Source organism: Clostridium sp. ZBS15 (assembly GCF_023845705.1).
In the GTDB taxonomy this organism is placed as follows: Bacteria; Bacillota; Clostridia; order Clostridiales; family Clostridiaceae; genus Clostridium; species Clostridium aquiflavi.
Genome location: NZ_JAMQHY010000002.1, coordinates 140,263 through 162,078 on the forward strand (window position 1 = coordinate 140,263; position 21,816 = coordinate 162,078).

Consider the following 21,816-nt stretch of genomic DNA (forward strand, 5'->3'; position numbering starts at 1 on the left):
TTTTTTTCTCCTCCCTACTAAACTTCTGCATCTTCTAATTTTATTCTTGGATCAATTACTACATACATAATATCAACTATAAAGTTGAACATTATAAGTAAAGTACAAAAAAATACTGTAACTCCAAGTAACATAGTGTAATCTCTATTTGTAACTGATTGAACAAATTCATTACCTAATCCAGGAATTGCAAATATTTTTTCTACAACGAAACTACCAGTTAAAATACTTGCTATTAATGGTCCAACATAAGTTACTATTGGTATTAATGAATTTCTAAGTGCATGTTTTAATATAACTTTTCTTTTACTTAATCCTTTAGCTTTTGCTGTTCTTATATAATCAGATTTTAACACATCCAATAATTTGTTTCTTGTAAGTCTTGTAATAAAAGCCATTGATCCTAGTGATAATGCTATTACTGGCATTATATAGTGCTTCCAACTACTAAATCCTGTTGCTGGTAATAATCTAAGCTCAACAGTTAAGAAATAAATTAATACAGCTCCTATTACAAAACTTGGTATAGTAATTCCTAAAGTAACTAAGAGCATGATAAGTGAATCTGCCCATGTACCTTTTTTTAATGCTGCTACTATCCCTAATCCTACTCCTACAAGAACTGATGAAGCCACACTCACTAAACCAATTTTTGCAGATGCTGGGAATGAATATGATATTGTTTCTGATACTCTTCTTCCTTTAAATACCATTGATTCACCAAGATCCCCTTTAACTAGGTTTTTCATATACAATGCATATTGCTCTCCTAATGGTTTGTCCATTCCATATTTTGCTTCCATATTAGCTTTAATTTCAGGTGTTAATTTTTCACTATCAAAAGGCCCACCTGGCATAAGTCTCATAAGGAAGAATGTTAAAGTTATGACAACCCATATTGTTAATATACTTGCTAATAATCTTTTTCCAATGTATTTTAGCATTTTTCCCTCTCCCTTTTTACAAAATTCGATATTTATAATCATATCAATTTATTTAATAATTATATAATAATATTAATTTTTGTCAATAAATTAGAACCATTTCTATTGATTAATTAATAATTTAATATATATTTTCCATATATTCTATCCTCCTCTAAGCCTGTATTTCGTTCAAAAACACTTGTATTTTTAAATGTTGATTACATATTTTTTTACATATTTTTTTATTAATGTAATTTTATTTTCTTGTTTTTTTATTTTTATATTAATATATATAGTTTTTCACTGATATATCGTTAATAATATTGCTTTTTGCTAATTAATTTCCATTAAAAATATTGATATTATATAAAATAAAATAGATTGCAATTATATAAAAACGACATTGTTAAATAATAAACTACTATTTTTCTCAAATATATATAAACAAATAAAAATTATGTACGATATCTTTATATTTAAGATTTTTATAATCTCCTAAAGAATTAAAAATTGCTTCAGAATGTATATAGATTAGAATCCATATACATTTGAAGCAATTTCAATAATAAAACTACTTTCCGTCTATATAAGCTTTATCAAAATATATAAATCCTAATGGTGAAACTCTAACATCTTTCACATAGTCTTTTACACCCTTTGGTTGAGTTTCATAATAAACTGGAATTATTGGCATATCTTCCATTAATATATTTTCTGCTTGATGTAATATTTCTAATCTCTTAGCAGAATCTTTTTCTGTCTTTGATGACTTTATTAATTCATCGTATTTAGGATTATTGTATCCAGCATTATTTTGTCCTGAAGTACTAATCCACATTTCTAAGAATGTCATAGGATCAACATAGTCTCCAACCCATCCATGTCTAGCAATTAAATAATCTTTATTATCTCTAGTTGTTTGGAATACTTTCCATTCTTGACTTTGAAGCTCTACATTTATACCTAAATTATTTTTCCACATATCTTGTACAGCTTGAGCAGTAGTTCCATTTCCTTTTTCTGGATTAAATGTCAATACTATCGCTGGGAATCCTTCACCATTTGGATATCCTGCTTCAGCTAATAATTTTTTAGCTTCTTCAACATTACCTTCTGGTTTGAAATACTCTTTACTTGCAAAATCTTTTCCATCTTTATCTAAAATACCTTCTGGTACAAAACTATAAGCTGGTATTTGTTCTCCTTTAGTTACATTTTTAACTAATGAAGGTCTATCTATGGCTAACGCTAAAGCTTTTCTTACCTTTGCGTCTGATAATGCTTTTGCTGCTTCTGGATTTACAGTTTTAGCTTTTTCAGACACATTGATACAATAGAAATAAGTTCCTAATTGTTCAAATATTTTAGCACTACCATCTTGAACAGCAGTTTGAACCTCAGATAATGGAACAATATCTACCATATCAAACTCACCTGATTGATAACTTGCCCAAGCAGAAGTTTCTTCTGTAACTAATTTCACATTAAGCTTGTCAAGTTTAACGTCCTTTGTATCATAATAATTTTCATTCTTTTCTAATACTATTTCATCTTTTATAGCATATTTAGTCATTTTAAAAGGACCATTTGATACATATGTTTCAGCCGTATTTGCCCAAGTTGGATTTGATTCAACTAATGCTTTATTAACTGGGAAGTAACATGGAAATGATGTTAACTCTAAAAAGTACGGACATGCCTCATGTAAAGTTACTTGCAATGTTTTATCGTCAATAGCTTTAACACCAACATCATCTGCTGTTGATATTTTTCCATCTTTATTAAGATCTTTATTTTGATTAAATTCATCAGAATTTTTTAAATAGCTCATTTGATATGCATATAGAGCTGCTGTCTTTGGATTTAATACTCTCTTCCATGCATATTCAAAGTCTTGAGCTGTAACAGGTTCCCCATTTGACCATTTACTATCTCTTAAATGAAATGTATATACTGTTCCATCATCTGAAACATCCCATTTTTCTGCCACTCCTGGAATAGCTTTATTATTTTCATCTAATTTACATAGACCTTCAAATGTATTTACTAGCATTATTCCCCCATCAAGTGAATTATTTAATGCTGGGTCTAAAGTTTTAGGATCTGCATTCAAGTTATAAGTCATAACTTGTTCATCTGCTTTTGCTGTATTCGTAGATGATTTGCCACAACCTGCCAAAACTGATATCCCTAAAGTTAAAGCTAAAGTTACAGCAAATAACTTTTTAAGTTTGTTCTTTTTCATAATTATATTATCCCCCTTATTTTTATAAACGACATAATAGCGTACTTATTGCAACACACTAATATCATTTTTTAATTTTTATTTATTAATATTTATTAAATTATATAATATTTTATGTTTTTGTCAAACAATACTCTCTTTTCAAGGCTATTAATTAACACATTAATAATACGAATTTATTAATAAATCATATTGTTAATTTTTTTTTTACTTATATTTGATATTTCTTTTAGTTTTTTTTGATAATTTAGTATATTTTGAAAAAACGTCAAATATTTTAAATGAATATTTGACGTTAGAATATTTTTAACTATTTTTTCAATTTCTATTAAAGCTTTTAATTACAAGCAAAATATATAAGTAACTATATATAAAACTAAGATTTATTCTTCTTATCGATAAACATAAAAATTCTATAGTTGATAATCATTTAGACAACTTTTTTATAAACTTTTCTAATCTGTCAAAAGCTTGTGACAAAATTTCATTACTATAGCAATAAGATATTCTCATATATCCTTCACCTAATTTTCCAAAAGCCGTTCCTGGAACACAAGCTAACTTTTCTTCATTTAAAAGTCTAGTACAGAATTCTTCTGATGTCATATTAAATTTCTTAATTGATGGAAATATATAAAATGCTCCTTTAGGTTCAACAACTTCTATCCCCATATCATTTAATCTTTTAATACAATATTTTTTTCTTAGTTCAAAAGATTTCCTCATCCTCTCTACATCATCAAGTGATTTTTTTAATCCTTCTAAAGCACCCCATTGTACTATAGATGGAGCACAAGAAACAGCATATTGATGTACTTTTATTATTTCTTTCATAAATTCACTTTTGCATGCAAAATATCCTATTCTAAGTCCTGTCATTGAAAATATTTTTGAAAATCCACTTACATATATAACTTGTTCTAATATTTCATCATCTTGAGCAACAGAATAATATTCATCAAATATTATAGCTGAATACATTTCATCTGTTATTACAGTAATATTAGTTTCTTTTATAAGTTTTATTAATTCATCTCTGTTTTCTTTAGATAGTATTGCTCCAGTGGGATTAGATGGAAATGAGATTAATAAGTATTTAATATTTTGTTCTTTTATATTTTTTTTAATTTCATCTATATTTAATGTAAAATCATCATTTAAAGAATAATTTACTACATCAGCTCCTATTATATTAGATATGCTTTCATAAGCTGGATATGCAGGAGATGGTATTAATATTTTATCACCTTCATTAATAACTGCAGATAATACTGAATATAACCCTTCGCTACCACCAACTGTTATACATATTTCTTCCTTATTATAATTAATATTAAACTTCTTTAAATACTTGCTTATTTCCACTCTTAAAGATTCAATACCAGAATTAGAAGTATATGTAGTTTTATCTTCTTCTATTGCAGTTATCATTGCCTTTTTTATATCAATTGGAACATTAAAATCCGGTTGCCCTATTGTTAAAGATATTGCACCTTCAACTTTTTGAACTTTTTCATAAAATCTTCTTATTCCCGAAATTTGTATTTTTTCTACCCTATTATTCATCATTATTCTCCTTTTTTTTACTTTTATTTTATGATCTGTTTTAAATGAACATTGATATTAACATTATTATTTATTAAAATATTGATACTATAACATAGTATATCTATTATTTTCTTATAAATCATTCTACATTATTAAATAATAGTATTCAAACTTTTCTATTTTCAATGTTTCTCTTTCATTTATCTTGTTTTTTTATTATAATTAAAGTAATTGTAATTAATGAAAGGGTGATATACTTGTCTTATAATTTAACAGATCCTTATGAAATTGCTAGATTTATTAAAGAATCAAAAAAATCTACTCCTGTTAAAGTATATGTTAATGGAGATTTAAGCAATGCTTTAATGGATGATATTGAATGGTATGGAGCAAATGGCTTTTACATATTAATAGGAGAATCTGATTTAGTAGCAAAAATCATATTAGATAATAAACATCTTATAAAACATTTTAGATTAGAAAATGATAGAAGAAACTCCGCAATTCCTATGCTTGATTTACTTGAAGTGGAAGCTAGAATAGAGCCTGGTGCTATTATTAGAGATAAAGTAACTATAGGAAAAAATGCTGTAGTAATGATGGGTGCCGTAATAAACATTGGTGCTGAGATAGGTGATGGTACTATGGTAGATATGAACGCTGTAATTGGTGCTCGTGGTAAGCTAGGTAAAAATGTCCATCTTGGTGCTGGCGCTGTTGTTGCTGGTGTCCTAGAACCACCAAGTAAAGAGCCTTGTACAATAGGAGACAATGTTTTAATTGGTGCTAACTCTGTTATTTTAGAAGGAGTTAAAATTGGTGCTGGTTCTGTTGTTGCAGCTGGTTCTGTTGTTGCAGAAGATGTTCCTGAAGGCGTTGTTGTTGCTGGTTCTCCTGCAAAAATAATTAAATCAGTTGATGATAAAACAAAAGGTAAAACTCAATTATTAGAGGATTTAAGAAAATAATACATATAAAAAGAGGATTTCTAATTTAAGAAATCCCCTTTTTATTTATATATTAATTATTTTAAACTGCTCCTTCTTCGTTTGAAGAATTGTCACCCTCTACTTTTTCCATTTTTGATATAGATACTTCATAAGCAATTTTCTTTATAGTTTCAGTATCAGAAACTTTCTTTTGATACTCTCTGCTTTGAACTCTACCCCATACTCTTATATTATCTCCAACATTTAAGCTTTGACAAAATCTTGAGTTTCTTCCCCATGCAATTGTTGGAATATAATCAGATTTATTATATGCTCTATTTACAGCAAGTAATACATCTGCAATTTCTCGGCCAAAAGGTGTTGTTCTGTAAACTGGTTCTTTGCAAATATAACCATCTAAGAATATTTCATTTGGGTTTTTACTTCTTTCTAAACATGGCTCTATATTTCTTGCAAAAACAGTAAGTATAAGTTTATTAGATCCATCTATAAATTTATTGTATGATCTTAATTGACCATCAACAATAACTTCTGTTCCAATACTTAAATCAATATTTGCAATTAATCTTTCTGATATAGTTATATTTAACCTATCAACCGAATCACTTAATCTCATAACATCTAAATTAAAAGTATAAAAACCCTCCCCATACATTTCATGGCTATATTCTAATCCAGATGCTATTTTACCTTCTAGATAAATCTTGTTATTTAACATTAAATTATCCATTGTTACCCCTCTCTCTACTGTTAATAATTTGGTAAACAGTACTCCCACTAGCACTTATTACCATTATAATACAAATCCTGGTTTATTTTCAATCTTTATTATTTATTTTTGTGCTGAATACCATTTTCGTCTATATAATATTCATCAGAATATATTAGATTTCCTACTGTTTTAAATTCATATCCTTGAGTTTTTAACTCTTTTATAATTCTCTCCAAATTGTTTGGAGTATATTTTGCATTATTATGAAAAAGTACTATTGCTCCTGGCGCTACCCCTTTCATAACTCTATTATACTCACTTTCTTGTCCTAATTCTTTCCAATCAACAGAATCCGCATTCCATTGAATTGGAATATACCCTAAACTTTTTACTTTTTGAATTGCTTGTTTATTGTATGACCCACTAGGAAACCTAAAAAGTTTAGTTTTTTCTCCTATGTTATTTTCTATAGTTTCATCTGTCTTTTTAAGCTGTTCTTCTATTTTTAATTCACTTATCTTTGCAAAATCAGGATGTTTATAACTATGATTACCTATTTCATGCCCCCCTTCTTTAATTTTCTTTAACTTTTCAACGTTTTCACTACTATAATCAACCCATCCCCCCATTATAAAAAATGTTCCTTTTACATTGTATTTATTTAATATTTGTAATATGCTTTGAAGATTATCCTTTTCCGCCCAATTTATATCAAAAGTTAGACTAATTGCTTTTTCTTCTATATCAACAGAATATATAGGATGTTCATATAGATTTACACAAATAGCATTTACATTTTTATTAGACTCTATTGATATGAAAATTACTATAATTATTAAAATTAAATCCAAAAATATCCGTGTTTTTCTCCATTTCATCCCTAAACTCTCCTTATATTTTATAATTTTTCATTCTACTTAATTATTATTAATATTAACTATATTCAATAAATCATATTTTATGATATAATATATATATTATTTAAACGATCATGGGGGTTTAGTTTATGTACGAAAGTTCAGCAGAATTAGCGGAGAATAAATTATTAATACTCTATGTATTAAAAGCAATAAAAGACCCGATATCTAATACTCAGTTAACAGAAATAGTACTTCAAAATAATTTTATTAATTACTTCACACTTCAACAATATTTATCTGAATTAGAAAGTGCTGATTTTGTTGTTTACAAAGAGAATAATGATAAGAAATTATTATGCTTAACAAAAAAAGGAGATACTGTTCTAACTTTATTTAAAGATAGAATATCCCCTTCAAAGATTTCAATTGTACAACAATATATAACAGAAAAATTAGAACTTATAAAAAAAGAGCTTACTATACATAGTGATTATACACTTGATAATAATGATAATTTTTTAGTACACCTAAAAGCTATAGAAAATGAAGGTGTGCTTATGGAATTAAAACTAACAGTTCCAACGAAAAAACAAGCTATTCTCCTTTGCAATAAATGGAAAGATAATCCATCAAATATTTATAATAATATAATAAATATGTTATTTAGTGAAGATTCTTAACTAAAAGCATAGCATTAGGTTCTTTTCCTATTGCTATGTTTTTTATCATCCTACCTTTTAAATCAATAACCTTCAATTTTCCATTTAGATAATCTCCAACAAAAATTTTTTCATTAACTTTAATAATTCCTCTTGGCATACCTGAAATAAATATTTTACTTTCTTCTTTTAATTTATTTACATTAATAACACTAATGGATCCTTCTACAAAATTAGAAACATAAATATATCCTTCTTCTTCCCAAAAATCAACTGGACCATTCCCTACTTTTATAGTTGCTTTTAAAGATAAGTCTTCTAAGGATATTATAGATATACTTCCGCTTGTAGCATAACCTATATAACTTTCACATATATATAAATGCTTTCTGTTATTAGATATGACTATTTTAGTCGGATATTTATTACACTTTATTCTTTTTATCTCTTTATTTTCAATACAATCAATTATTGATATAGTGTCATCACCCATATTACTTATAAATGCTCTATTTTTTTCATGAAAAAATACTATACTATGAGGAAATACTCCCATTGGTAGTTCTAAATCAATATCTCTTTTAAATAAGTCATATATTATAAGAGAATTTGCTTCACCGCATAAGACATATAGCTTATTATTGTAAATTGCTAAATCATTTGGATGTGCTCCTATATATATATTTTCTTCTTCTTTAAATTTATCTGCATCTATTAATGATATAGTATTACTATAATTGTTGGCTACTAAGATTTTTTTATCGTATAATGACAATCCATGAGGTCCTATCTCTTTCCCTTCTAGAGATAAATTCAAAGTTTCAATCCCTAAATTTTCAACATCAATTTTACTTAATGTATTTGATCCTGTATTACATATAATAATTGATTTTTTCATCTCTTTCTCCCCCCTTGGATAATCATTCTTGTATTTATAATATATTCTCAAAAGATATTAATGGTACTACTATTTTTTTCTAATATCTTTATTTCTTGACAAAATACTACTATAATAAAAACATTAGTTTATTTTTATTAATAATAAGGAGAGTGAAAGTTAATATGTTTTCATATAAAACTCAAGGTGTTTGTTCCACTACTATAAATATTGAAATTGAAGATAATAAAATACAATCTGTAAATTTCATTGGTGGCTGTGCAGGAAATCTTTTAGGTATTGGTGCATTAGTTAAAAATATGGATGTTGATATGGCAATTAAAAAATTAAGAGGAATTAAATGCGGAATTAAAGAAACTTCTTGCCCTGATCAATTAGCTAAGGCCTTAATAGAATGGAAAGTAAGTTGTTAAAAAGAAAAGGTGTATCGTAAAAAATTCGATACACCTTTTTTCTATTGTAAATACTTTCCGTTCTTATTATATAATAATGATATTGTGTTGGTTACTTCGTCTATAACATCTTTATAACTCATATAAATCATAATATCAATTCTATCAAAATTTTCACTTATCTTTTCAATTACTCCATAAAAATATTTTCCATTATCAATCATATTTTTCAACATTAAACTATCCGATTTAGGTACATATCCTAATACATACCCCTTACCTGTAACTATATTTATAGCATTTTCATCATATTTACTATCTTTTTCTCTAATTAAATATAGTATTTGATCTTCTAAGTAATTATTATCTATAACACTTAAATCTCTATATTTAGTATCTGCAATATATGTTGACATAACATATATATCCTTAACATGAGGTATTATTTCCTCTTTATTTAATTCTAAATATTCTTTCTTTTTATTAGGCAAATTGTCTAATAAAGATGTTAATGATTTTTTTAAAGTTTCTTCCATTAATTGCTGTTCTATTATTTTTTTATCATCATCTGAAAACTCATTTTTAATTAACATAAGATTGTTAATAGCTTTATTACGAGTTTCTACCAAACTAGCATTTAAAGCATCAAAATTTATTTTCTTATATTCTTCAGGAAATTCATTATATTTAATTCCCTTAACTAAAAAATAGAAACATAGATGATACATTGGCTTAATTATAAGATCATCTAAATCTATAATTTCTTTATTTCTATTTAAAATTTTTATAATTGGAAGTTTATCATATGCTATATTATATATACATTCTTTTAATTCTTTATTTCCTTTTTCAAGTCCATATCTATATAATGCTGGATTCATATGATCTCTTTCTATAAGTCCTATAAATTCTTCGTTAGAAATCTGAAACTCGGTTTTTTCCATTGCATCTATCAAAACTTCAATTTCTAAATCTATATTACTTAACTCTTTTAAAATAACATCTTTCCAAATATCTTTTATATATATTTCATCAGCAAAATTAGAAAGTTTTTCATACTGTGGTATTAAAGATGTTATCCTATCGACTCTATCATCACCATATTCTTCAAATATAAAAGTATCTATAGAATATATTCCACTTATAACCCCATATAAACTATATATATCATATCCATACTTATCAACTAATTTAAAGTATTCAAAGCATACATTAAAACCATTATCTATGTTATTAATTGTATACTCTGAAAATAGTTCACCAAATGACTTAGATAGTAGTTTAATATTATCTTTATTTATTCTCCCTGATTTTAAAAACTTAAGAAGATTTACTGATAACATTGTATACTCTAATGACTCCAAATAGCCAAAATTTTGTTCTAATCCATCTAATATTAACCATTCAATTATTTCATCACTTACAGGCTGTAATTCATGTATACATATTGCTTTCCCATATCCTATAGAATGCTTAGCTAAATTAAATACTCTTTCATTAGAATTTTTCATAGTTTCATATACTTGTATTACATAAAAAATATATTCATTATTGATTGATAATACTTTCAATACTTTCTCTATATCATCAATTTTTAGAACACATAACATCATAAGTCCAAGCTTTATTTCATCATGAGAATTACTTTCTAGTATTAATTTTTTCAAAAGATTAGTTAAGTCTTCTTTATATTCTATAAAAGCTTCTATAAATGCTCTAAAATTTTTTATAAATTCTTCATAATAATCACTTATTGGATTAAGGGCCATATATCCTCTTATATTTTCAAAAATCTCTTCTTTATCTTCCTTTGTATAATCTACCAATAACTCAATAAGCTCATTAGCTAATTTTACTCTTTGATTTTTTTTTAATGGCTTTATTTTATTATATAAAACCTTAAACTCTCTTAATCCTGTTATTTCAAAATCCTGATAACTATATGGTAAATCTGGGGTTTTACTATAAAACTTATTTAATTCCTCATATATTGTTGTTTTTTCACATTTATTAGTAAAATCAAACATTAAATTCTCATTCCCTTCTAAGTACAAAAAACATATAAAAACTTTTTCTATATCTTTATTTTTTGTGTTATTATTTTTCTCATATCCCCTATCATATATAATGACCCACTTATCAATATTAAATCTTCTGATTTTGCTTCGTTCAATGCTTGCTTAATTGCTTGCTCATAACTATCTAAAGCTATAGTATTTTTATTATATTTTAATATCTCACTTTTTAATTCTGTATTCAGTTCTGCTCTATCACTATGAGGCGTCAATGCATATATTTTATGTGCTATTTTAGTTATCTCTTTAACCATATCTTCTACTTGCTTATCTGCTAAAATTCCTAATAATAGATAAATCTTATTATATCTAAAGTATTTTTCTATATTATTCCTTAGCATCTTTATGCCTTCTATATTATGAGCACCATCAATTATAATTAAAGGATTTTTATTTAATACTTCCAATCTACCTTTCCACTTTACAGATTCAATAGATTTTTCCATTATCTCTTTATTAATTATTAATCCCTCTCTTTCACATAATACCTCTATTGTATTTAAAGCCACACTTAAATTTAAAATTTGATGTTCACCCATTAATGGTAATTTAACTTCATATAAATTATTTCTAGTCTTAATTTTAACTTCTTGATATAAATTTTCATTAAAAGTTATCTTTAAAAGTGTTCCACTCTTACTATCTATCTCATAAACCTTACTCTTTTCTATTTCAGCTTTTTCTTTTATCGCTTTCATAGCTTCATTACTTTGAGGATAAACTACTACTGGAATATCTTTCTTTATTATTCCAGCCTTTTGCATAGCAATTTCATATAAAGAATTCCCTAAAATATTCATATGATCAAAACTAATTGATGTAATGACACTAACAATTGGAGTTATTACATTTGTAGAGTCTAACTCGCCTCCAAGTCCTACTTCAATTACAGCATAATCAACTTTTTCATTATAATAGTATAGGTACATAACTGTTGTTAAAATTTCAAATTCAGTTGGATGATCATATCCTTCTTCTATAACTTTATCTACAGCTTTTTTTACTATATTAATTGAATAAGTTAATTTCTCTTTAGGTATATTTTCACCATTAATTTGAATTCTTTCTTCAAACTCTTCTAAAAAAGGTGATGTATACATTCCAACTTTATATCCCATGCCAATTAAAATTGAAGTTATCATTGAAGTTGTAGAACCCTTGCCATTAGTTCCTGCTATATGAATTAATTTTAATTTTTTTTGAGGATTTCCTAATATCTCTAATAATCTATAAGTTCTCTTTAAGCCATAATTAGATCCAAACCTACCTACACTACTTATATAATTCATTGCTTCTTCATAATTCATTTTCATTTGCTTCCCCTTTAATTATCTGTAAAATTTGCTTATTTAGCTTATATAACCAACTGTATTAATATTTATTTTACTTTTTTTAATATATACTTATTATATTAAATTATTTAATTACTCTTTACTTATATATATTAGTGATATTAAAAATTTCTAATATTATTCACAATAAACAGCAGTACCTGATGCTGTTACCATAAGCATTCCATTATCTGCTCCTAGTACTTCATAATCAATATCTACTCCAACTACTGCATTAGCTCCCATTTGTATAGCTCTATTTTCCATTTCCTTCATAGCCTTTTCTCTTGCCTCAATTAATTCACCTTCATAAGTGTTAGAGCGTCCCCCAAAGAAATTAGATAATCCAGCTGCAAAATCTTTTATAAAATTCACACCTGAGATTACTTCTCCAAATACAACTCCTTTATATTCTAAAATATTTTTACCTTCTATAGATGGTGTTGTTGTTATAATCATATAAAACTCTCCTTTATACTTAATTTTATTTGTAATTATTAACTTTTATCTATTTATTATTAAAATGATTATAATATATAATTTAACCTTAAACCATGTTTTTAAATTATTTTAAGATTAAAATAACAAAGTTATTATTTTACCCCTTTAGTGAAATCTACTTGTTTCTACTTTTTAGACACTAAAACTTCCATCAATGATTTTTTTCTTAACTTTTAATTCTCACCTTTTATTTGCTTTTCACTATATTTTATTTGCTTTTCATGCTTTAAAAATTCTATACTTTTCCATATATAATAAAAGAATTGTACACACATTCAAATATGTGTACAATTCTCATTAAAATCACATCTTAATTATATAATTAATTTAAAGATTCAATTCTTAATTTAACAGCATCAAGCATTTCAACATACTTTTCTCTCTTTGCTTTTTCTCCATCTACAACAGCGGCTGGAGCTTTAGCAACGAATCCTGCATTTCCTAATTTCTTATCTATTCTTTCGATTTCGCCTTCTAGTTTCTTAAGTTCTTTATTTAGTCTTTCAAGCTCTTTATCTTTATCTACTAAATCAAGTAATGGTATGAATAATTCTCCACCCTTAACTACTAATGAAACTGCATTTTCTGGAACAATTGATTTATCAGCTATGAATTCAACTTCTGAAGCTGATGCTAATTTTTCCATGTAAGCTTTACCTGCTGTAAATGCTTGTTTTGCATCTTCTGCAATATAACAAATAACCTTAGCTTTTCTTGATGGTGGTACATTCATTTCAGCTCTTACATTTCTTAATCCCTTAATAGCTTCAATAATGTATGCCATATCATTTTCAGATTCTGCATTTACTAGAGCTTCATGAAATACAGGCCAAACAGATGTTGTAATTGTTTCTTCATCTGTTAAGTGAGTAAAGATTTCTTCTGTTATAAATGGCATAGCTGGATGTAATAATTTTAATCCTGTAACTAATACAGTATTTAATACATTGTATGCCACTCCCTTAGCTTTTTCATCTTCACCATAGAATACTGGTTTAACAAGTTCTATATACCAATCACAGAATTCAGTCCACATGAAATCATAAACTTTTTGCATTGCAATTCCAAGTTCATATTTATCCATATTTTCTGTAACTTCTTTAACTAATGTATTCATTTTTGATAATATCCATTTATCAGCTAATGAATATTCTTTGCAATCTTTGTATTTATTCATGATTTCCTTATCAAGGTTCATCATAACAAATCTTGAAGCATTCCAAATCTTATTAGCAAAGTTTCTTGAAGCTTCAACTCTTTCAGGATAGTATCTCATATCATTTCCTGGAGCATTACCAGTTGCAATCATAAATCTTAATGCATCCGCACCATATTCACTTATTACATCTAATGGATTAACACCATTTCCTAAAGATTTACTCATCTTTCTACCTTGAGAATCTCTTATAAGTCCATGTATTAATACAGTATTAAATGGAGTCTCTCCCATACAATGAAGTCCTGAGAAGATCATTCTAGCAACCCAGAAGAAGATTATATCATGTCCAGTAACTAAAACATTGTTTGGATAGAAATATTCTAAGTCTTCTGTTTTATTTGGCCAACCTAATGTTGAGAAAGGCCATAATGCTGAACTAAACCATGTATCAAGTACATCATTATCTTGTTCTATATTAGTAGATCCACATTTGCAGCATTTAGTTGGTGCTTCTTCAAGTACCATCATTTCACCACAATCTTTACAGTAGTAAACTGGTATTCTATGTCCCCACCATAATTGTCTTGAAATACACCAATCTTGAATGTTTTCCATCCAGTTGAAATATGTCTTATCAAATCTTTCTGGAACAAATTTAGTTTTTCCAGTCTTAATTACTTCTATAGCAGGTTTTGCTAAATCTTCCATCTTAACATACCATTGCTTAGATATTATTGGTTCTACTGTAGTACCACATCTGTCATGCGTACCAACATTATGAGAGTGATCTTTAATTTTAACTAGAAGTCCTGCTTCCTCTAAATCTTTAACTATAGATTTTCTAGCTTCGTATCTATCTAAGCCTTTATATTTTCCACCTTTTTCATTGATAATACCTTTATCATCCATAACTCTTATGATTTCAAGGTTGTGTCTCTTTCCTACTTCAAAGTCATTAGGGTCATGAGCTGGAGTCATCTTAACTGCACCAGTTCCAAATTCCAAATCAACATAGTCATCCCCAACTATAGGAATTTCTCTATTTACAAGTGGTAATATTACAGTTTTACCAATAAGGTGTTTATATCTTTCATCGTTAGGGTTAACAGCTACACCACTATCTCCAAGTAATGTTTCAGGTCTTGTTGTTGCAATTTCTAAAACTCCACTTCCATCAGCTAATGGATAGTTGATGTGCCAGAAGTGACCTGCTTGTTCTTCATATTCAATTTCTGCATCAGAAAGTGCTGTTTGACAATGAGTACACCAGTTAGTTATTCTATTTCCTTGATAAATAAGACCTTCATTATAAAGCTTAACAAATACATGCTTTACAGCTGCACTTAAATTTTCATCCATTGTAAATGCTTCTCTTGTAAAGTCAGCAGAAACTCCAAGTTTTTTAACTTGATTTCTTATTCTTGCTCTATAATCGTCACTCCATTCCCAAACTTTTTCAAGGAATGCTTCTCTTCCCATTTCTTTTTTATTGTAACCTTGCTTAGCAAGTTCATTAGCAACTTTAACTTCTGTTGCTATAGATGCATGATCTTCACCTGGTAACCATAGTGCTGCATAACCTTGCATTCTTTTAAATCTTATAAGCATATCTTGAAGAGTATCATCAAATGCATGACCTAAATGTAATTCACCAGTTATGTTTGGTGGTGGCATTATTATTGTAAATGGCTTCTTATTTTTATCTACTACAGGAGTAAAATAACCTTTTTCCTCCCATGTCTTATAAATTCTGTCTTCAAATTCTTTTGGATCATAAGTTGTTGCAATATTTTTTGTTTCTGACATTTGTTTTCCTCCCTATTATTTAAATTAGCTCTTGTTGTTTGTAGACTATGTTTTAATATGGTGTTGATATATTTAAAACAGAGCTATTATTTAAAGCTAATTAATTATTGTTTTTCTGCAATAAAAAAAGCCCTCAATCCATAAAAGGACGAAGACTCGCGGTACCACCTTTATTTCCACATAAGCACATATAATGCTTTAATGGACTCTTAATTAGTTAACGATTTAGAAAAACCGTCTTTAGCTACTGTTATTTCACCAAAGAAGCTCAAAAGCTACCTTCAAAACCTTCCATATAAGGGCTTTCACCTATTCCCTCTCTCTTTTTTGTTCTTTCTAAATCTACAGTTTAGCTTAAAAGAACCGTACTTCTCATCTTATAAAAACGAGTTTCCTTATAATACTTTCAGTTTTTACTCCTCTTTTTCATTGCCTTTATTATTAATTTGTATTTTCTTTATTTTATAATATATTAATGGTCATGTTTTGTCAATAATCGTAGTTTAATGAAATTTTATTCCATAATAAAGCGTTCATCGATATCAGCAAAATAAAACATATCCTTATTTACCATTTTACCAGCCTCCTATGTTAACTAAATCTTCAAGTATTGCTTGCTCAAAACATGGTGTTTTGCAAAGCTTATCATACCTTATCTTACTATATAACTTAATATCTACATCCTTTTCTAACTTAATGTCATCTATTGCATCTTCAATTTCATGTCTTAATAACCTTAATTCTTTAGTTGATTTATTTTCGTCAATTATAACAAGTAAATCTATGTCACTTTGTTTTGAATATCTCCCTTTAGATATTGAACCAAAAAGATATACATTAGCATTATATAATTTATCTAAAATAACATCTCTAGCTTTAATTATACTGCTTCTTAAATTCTCATCTAGTGAATAATCAACATCATTTCTCATTTAAATTCATCCCATCTTAATTCTGAATTATTATACTATTTTATAACAACTTAATGACTATTGTAAATAAAACAAGTCCTGTAATATTATAAAGCGTAAATATTTTCAAATATTTTAATCCTCTCTCCTTATATTCATTACATAAAATCTAATACCTTAAAATTCTTAAATGCAGCTACAATTATCATTAAATCAAATAATAATATATTAATTACTTTAATAATATATTCTTTCCTATAATAACACATTTTGAGTCTGAGCCATGACCAATTTCACTTGTTTTTATTATAGGCATATTCTCATCACTTACTATTTCTTTTACTAATTCAATTATACTAGGTCTATACTGATTATTTTCCATCTCTGTAAAATTGCCTAGTATTATGCCTTTTATCTCTTTAAATGCTCCTAAATGCTTGTAATGAGTTAAATATGTAGTCATCTTTGCCACATCACCACTGAAACTCTCTAATAACAAAATTTTATCTTTAAATTTAGGCATATAATCTGTTCCAGCAAGTTTTAAAAAACAACGTATATTTCCACCTACCACTATTCCTTCAATAGATTTTCCTTGTATCCATTCATATTTAAAATCAAAAAGACTCTTTTTACCTTCCATAAATGTTTCTTTAAAGTTCTTAATTTGAATTTCAGAATTATCTCCAATTAGATTTCTTATTTGATAAAGATACGTTTTTATATCACTTTTAGTATACAATGCATTTATAACTACTGATAAATCACTATAACCAAAAAATAATTTAGGATTTTTCTTTATAGTGTTAAAATCTAAATATTCTAAGATTCCGTTAGCTAAATCTCCACCTGAAATATCAAAAACAGCTTTTATGCCACTATTTTCAAAAAATTTCATAAGTTCATCAGCTCTCTCTTTTCCACTTCCATTAAATACAGAATATTTTTTATATATTGTATTAGAAAAAACAACATTTAAAGCAATAGATTTTAAAATTCTTTCCAATTCGTTAATCTTTAATTTCATGCTTTTATCAATCCCATTAGAACATGCTATAATTCCAACTTTATCACCTTTATCTAATAACTTCATAAAATTCTCCTTTTAATATTTTCTTAAGTTACATACTTTATCTAAATTAATTATATTTTTTCATTTATTAATGGTCAATGATAAGTTTTTTCCTATATACACTTGCTTTAACTCAGAGTTTTGTTTACAATTTGAATATTATGGATTATAATGATTTTTGTATTTTTATACGTTATGAAACATTGGTACATATATTTCATAACGTATATATTGACAATTTGGAGGTAGTATAATATGAAAGGTTGCCTATACTTGGTAATTCCTTGTTATAATGAAGAAGCTGTATTACACGAAACAGCAAAGAGATTATTAGTAAAAATGAATTCCATGATAGATAAAGATTTTATATCAAATGATAGTAAAATTTTATTTGTTAATGATGGTTCAAAAGATAAGACATGGGATATAATTGAAGAGCTTCATGCTCAAAATCCAATTTTCAGTGGAGTAAATTTATCTAGAAATAAAGGACATCAAAATGCTTTATTAGCTGGATTAATGACTGCTAAAGATTATGCTGATATAACAATATCACTAGATGCTGATCTCCAAGATGATATTGAAGTAATTGATAAATTTGTTGAAGAATATTATTCAGGCAGTGATGTTGTTTATGGTGTTAGATCATCTAGACAAACAGATACTTTCTTTAAAAGAACAACTGCTTTAGGATTTTATAAATTTATGAATGCTCTTGGTGTAGATGTTATGTACAATCATGCTGATTATAGACTTATGAGTAAACGAGCTTTAGATGGATTAAGTCAATTTAAAGAAGTGAATTTATTCTTGAGAGGTATTGTTCCTTTAATCGGATACAAATACTCTATTGTAGAATATGAACGTCATGAAAGATTTGCTGGCGAATCAAAATATCCTTTAAAAAAGATGCTTGCTTTTGCATTAGATGGTATTACATCTTTTAGTATAAAACCAATAAGAATAATTACTGGATTAGGATTCTTTATATTTTTTGTTAGTTTTATAGCTTTAATTTATTCTCTTATAGTTAAATTCTTAGGTGAAACAGTTACAGGTTGGACTTCATTAACTTTATCTATTTGGATGCTTGGTGGAATACAACTTTTATCTTTAGGAGTAATTGGAGAATATATAGGGAAAATATATAATGAAACAAAACAAAGACCTCGTTTTATTATCGCTGATAAATTAATAAAAACTGATGAAAATAAAACTGATATGTAGGTGACTATATTGGATAAGCTTATACTAAAATTTAAAAATACATTTTTTACAAAACAATTTTTTATTTTTGTAACTATAGGACTTATAAACACATTTATTGGGGTTGTATTTTCATATATATTTTCAAGCTTTTTAAATGAGAACATAGCTTTTGTGGTAGGATATATTTGTGGATTATTTATATCTTATTTATTGAACAGTTTCTTTACATTTAAAGAAGCTTTAGATTTTAATAAATTTATAAAATTTGCAATTTCATATATACCAAATTTTATTATACAAAATATAGTTGTTCTTATAGTATTTAACATGATGGGATTACACAAGCTTATAGCTTATGTTTTAGCAGCTATAATCGGAGTTCCTGTAACATTTGTATTAATGAAATTTTTTGCATTTAAGCATTAATAATATAAATCTTTTTTATATAAATTATGCAAAAAGACTGGTGTACAATAAATTTTTATTCATTGTACACCAGTCTTTTTATTTTTAATTATTAACGCAAGTTTTAAATAAATATTTATAATGCAGCTTTATAAATGTTCGCTACATCTTTTGGCGTAAGCGGTTTAAATCCATATTCTAATCCTGATTTTACTGCTTTTTGTGCCATAATTTCAAAATTTTCTTCTCCAATTCCGACTTCTCTTAATGTTGATGGAATTCCTAATTCTTTAAAGAATTCTGCAGTCTTATCTATTGCAGTATTAGCTATAGTATATTTATCTAAACTCTCATCTATATTCCACACATTAACTCCATACTCAACGAATTTATATAACGTATCATCATTTAAAACATATCTCATCCAATGAGGTGTTAAAATCGCTAAACCAACTCCATGAGTTATATCATAAAATGCGCTTAGTTCATGTTCCATTGGATGTACTGACCATGCTCCAGCTGTTCCATATGATATTAAACCATTAATAGCCAAACTAGATGCCCACATTAAATTTGCTCTTGCTTCATAATTATTAGGCTCTTGTATTGCTATTTTTCCATATTTCATACATGCTTTAAGTAGTCCCTCCGCAGTTCTTGCTTGGATAAATGCTCCTTTAGTATTATTAAAATAATTTTCAAATATATGACTCATAATGTCTGCAGTTCCTGCTGCTGTTTGATTTTTAGGAACAGAGTAAGTATACTCTGGATCTAATATTGATACTTTAGGTTTCATCTTATCATGACCTGTACCTATTTTTTGGTTTTTGCTCATATCAGATATAACTGCATATGGATCCATTTCTGAACCTGTTGCTGATAATGTTAAAATTGTAATTATAGGTAACACCTTAGTTATTTTGCTTGGATCTAATACAATATCCCATGGATCATTATCATAATTTACTCCTGCTGCAATAACTTTAGCACAATCTATTGTGCTTCCTCCTCCAACAGCTAAAACAACTTCTATATCATTATCTCTACAAAGTTTTACGCCTTCTCTAACGGACTCTATTCTAGGATTTGGAGCTATATTAGAAAGTTCTGCATATGATATATTATTATCTTTTAATATTTTCATCATATCATCATATAAACCTATTCTCTTAATGCTTCCCCCACCATATACAACAAGAACTTTGCTTCCATATTTTTTTATAGCATTTCCTAAATGCTTTATTTGACCTTTTCCAAAGTAAATTTCAGTAGGTATTGAATAATTAAAATTTTCCATATAAAATCTCTCCTTACGATATATTTAATTAAAATATTTTATATTTGGCTATGTTTTAAACATATATTGATATATGCAATAGGTAAAATGGAATTGTAGTAAAATATAGCTTTATATGTATATATTGTCTAAAAATTTTTGTTACTTAGAATTTTTTAACCCTTCTATTTCTTCTTCTAATAAATAACGCCATTTACCATATTCTAAATTTCCAAGTTCAATATTAAGAATTCTTATTCTTTCTAATTTTTTAACATTATATCCAAAAACTTTGCTCATTCTCCTAATTTGTTTATTAAGACCTTGCGTCAAAACAATGTTAAATGTATCTTCCGAAATTCTTCTTACTTTGCAATGTCTTGTTTTTACATTACATATTTCAACACCACTTGTCATTCCTAAAATAAATTCATTATTAAAAGGTCTATCTAAAGTAACTATATATTCTTTTTCATGTTCATTTTCTGATTCTAAAATATTGTTAGCTAAATCCCCATCATTAGTTAACAATATTAATCCTTGAGATGCTTTATCTAATCTACCTACAGGAAATATATATTCAGGATAATCCATAAAATTTATTATATTATTTTCAACTTCATCTGCTGCAGTACAGGTTACTCCTACTGGTTTATTTAATGCTATATAGATTTTTTTCTTTATTGGAAGAGTCTTGTTATCAAGAAGAATTTCATCCTCTAATTCTACCCATTGTCCTTGTATACATGGAATTCCATTTACAATTATTCTATTTTCTTCAATGAGCTTACTAGTATCTTTTCTTGAACAAATACCTAAATTACTAAAAAGTTTGTTTATTCTCATATTTTATATCCCAACCTTACAAGCTTAATGAT

General features: G+C 26.9%; 19 protein-coding genes. 5 read left to right on the plus strand and 14 right to left on the minus strand.

Going from position 1 to position 21,816, the window contains the following annotated elements; genetic code table 11:
• Positions 1–17 precede the first annotated feature (17 nt).
• The 3 genes from NG904_RS01280 to NG904_RS01290 all read right to left on the minus strand — a co-directional run bounded on the left by NG904_RS01280 (position 18) and on the right by NG904_RS01290 (position 4,737).
• Positions 18–944: an ABC transporter permease gene (locus tag NG904_RS01280; RefSeq protein ID WP_012424500.1), complete on the minus strand. Its 927-nt coding sequence runs from the start codon at positions 942–944 to the stop codon at positions 18–20.
• A gap of 553 nt (positions 945–1,497) precedes the next feature.
• Entirely contained in the window at positions 1,498–3,171 is a 1,674-nt protein-coding gene (locus NG904_RS01285) for a peptide ABC transporter substrate-binding protein (protein ID WP_252229258.1), read from the minus strand.
• Positions 3,172–3,597: 426 nt separating this feature from the next.
• A complete protein-coding gene (locus tag NG904_RS01290) occupies positions 3,598–4,737 on the minus strand; it encodes a pyridoxal phosphate-dependent aminotransferase (RefSeq protein ID WP_252229259.1) in 1,140 nt (379 codons plus the stop codon).
• Positions 4,738–4,976: 239 nt separating this feature from the next.
• On the opposite strand from NG904_RS01290, the gene dapD reads away from it, so the two are divergent.
• The gene (gene dapD, locus NG904_RS01295; RefSeq protein WP_252213183.1) at positions 4,977–5,687 is read left to right on the plus strand and encodes a 2,3,4,5-tetrahydropyridine-2,6-dicarboxylate N-acetyltransferase; all 711 of its coding nucleotides are present in this window, start codon (positions 4,977–4,979) and stop codon (positions 5,685–5,687) included.
• A gap of 61 nt (positions 5,688–5,748) precedes the next feature.
• Here the strand turns inward: dapD and NG904_RS01300 are convergent, their stop codons facing one another.
• Positions 5,749–6,399, minus strand: a complete 651-nt coding sequence (locus NG904_RS01300; RefSeq protein ID WP_252213182.1) for a single-stranded DNA-binding protein — start codon at positions 6,397–6,399, stop codon at positions 5,749–5,751.
• Between the two features lie 98 nt (positions 6,400–6,497).
• A complete protein-coding gene (locus NG904_RS01305; protein ID WP_252213181.1) occupies positions 6,498–7,259 on the minus strand; it encodes a polysaccharide deacetylase family protein in 762 nt (253 codons plus the stop codon).
• Positions 7,260–7,387: 128 nt separating this feature from the next.
• Here NG904_RS01305 and NG904_RS01310 point away from each other — a divergent pair, with 128 nt between their 5' ends.
• Positions 7,388–7,921 carry a DUF4364 family protein gene (locus NG904_RS01310; RefSeq protein WP_252213180.1) on the plus strand — a complete coding sequence of 178 codons (534 nt, stop codon included), beginning with the start codon at positions 7,388–7,390 and terminating at the stop codon, positions 7,919–7,921.
• On the opposite strand, the gene NG904_RS01315 is transcribed toward NG904_RS01310, so the two are convergent.
• Positions 7,905–8,798 (minus strand): YncE family protein, encoded by an 894-nt coding sequence (locus NG904_RS01315; RefSeq protein WP_252229261.1) that lies wholly within the window; start codon positions 8,796–8,798, stop codon positions 7,905–7,907. The genes NG904_RS01310 and NG904_RS01315 overlap by 17 nt on opposite strands.
• 164 nt (positions 8,799–8,962) lie before the next feature.
• Here NG904_RS01315 and NG904_RS01320 point away from each other — a divergent pair, with 164 nt between their 5' ends.
• The gene (locus tag NG904_RS01320) at positions 8,963–9,211 is read left to right on the plus strand and encodes a TIGR03905 family TSCPD domain-containing protein (protein WP_252229263.1); all 249 of its coding nucleotides are present in this window, start codon (positions 8,963–8,965) and stop codon (positions 9,209–9,211) included.
• 41 nt (positions 9,212–9,252) lie between these two features.
• Here the strand turns inward: NG904_RS01320 and NG904_RS01325 are convergent, their stop codons facing one another.
• The 6 genes from NG904_RS01325 to NG904_RS01350 all read right to left on the minus strand — a co-directional run bounded on the left by NG904_RS01325 (position 9,253) and on the right by NG904_RS01350 (position 18,066).
• Positions 9,253–11,217 carry an HIRAN domain-containing protein gene (locus NG904_RS01325; protein ID WP_252229265.1) on the minus strand — a complete coding sequence of 655 codons (1,965 nt, stop codon included), beginning with the start codon at positions 11,215–11,217 and terminating at the stop codon, positions 9,253–9,255.
• A 47-nt stretch (positions 11,218–11,264) separates the two neighbouring features.
• Positions 11,265–12,578, minus strand: a complete 1,314-nt coding sequence (locus tag NG904_RS01330) for a bifunctional folylpolyglutamate synthase/dihydrofolate synthase (protein WP_252229267.1) — start codon at positions 12,576–12,578, stop codon at positions 11,265–11,267.
• A 156-nt stretch (positions 12,579–12,734) separates the two neighbouring features.
• Positions 12,735–13,055 carry a putative heavy metal-binding protein gene (locus NG904_RS01335; protein WP_252213175.1) on the minus strand — a complete coding sequence of 107 codons (321 nt, stop codon included), beginning with the start codon at positions 13,053–13,055 and terminating at the stop codon, positions 12,735–12,737.
• A gap of 364 nt (positions 13,056–13,419) precedes the next feature.
• Positions 13,420–16,062 carry a valine--tRNA ligase gene (locus tag NG904_RS01340; protein ID WP_252229269.1) on the minus strand — a complete coding sequence of 881 codons (2,643 nt, stop codon included), beginning with the start codon at positions 16,060–16,062 and terminating at the stop codon, positions 13,420–13,422.
• 575 nt (positions 16,063–16,637) lie between these two features.
• On the minus strand, positions 16,638–16,994 hold the full coding sequence (locus tag NG904_RS01345) for a nucleotidyltransferase family protein (RefSeq protein WP_252213173.1): 357 nt from the start codon (positions 16,992–16,994) through the stop codon (positions 16,638–16,640).
• A gap of 211 nt (positions 16,995–17,205) precedes the next feature.
• A complete protein-coding gene (locus tag NG904_RS01350) occupies positions 17,206–18,066 on the minus strand; it encodes a S66 family peptidase (protein ID WP_252229271.1) in 861 nt (286 codons plus the stop codon).
• A 234-nt stretch (positions 18,067–18,300) separates the two neighbouring features.
• On the opposite strand from NG904_RS01350, the gene NG904_RS01355 reads away from it, so the two are divergent.
• Together NG904_RS01355 and NG904_RS01360 are read left to right on the plus strand one after the other, a co-directional pair.
• Entirely contained in the window at positions 18,301–19,272 is a 972-nt protein-coding gene (locus NG904_RS01355) for a glycosyltransferase family 2 protein (RefSeq protein WP_252213171.1), read from the plus strand.
• A gap of 9 nt (positions 19,273–19,281) precedes the next feature.
• Positions 19,282–19,680 carry a GtrA family protein gene (locus NG904_RS01360; protein WP_252213170.1) on the plus strand — a complete coding sequence of 133 codons (399 nt, stop codon included), beginning with the start codon at positions 19,282–19,284 and terminating at the stop codon, positions 19,678–19,680.
• Positions 19,681–19,795: 115 nt separating this feature from the next.
• Here NG904_RS01360 and NG904_RS01365 read toward each other — a convergent pair whose 3' ends face one another.
• Together NG904_RS01365 and NG904_RS01370 are read right to left on the minus strand one after the other, a co-directional pair.
• Entirely contained in the window at positions 19,796–20,959 is a 1,164-nt protein-coding gene (locus NG904_RS01365; RefSeq protein WP_252229274.1) for an iron-containing alcohol dehydrogenase, read from the minus strand.
• A gap of 141 nt (positions 20,960–21,100) precedes the next feature.
• Positions 21,101–21,784, minus strand: a complete 684-nt coding sequence (locus tag NG904_RS01370) for an RNA pseudouridine synthase (protein WP_252226120.1) — start codon at positions 21,782–21,784, stop codon at positions 21,101–21,103.
• Positions 21,785–21,816 lie beyond the last annotated feature (32 nt).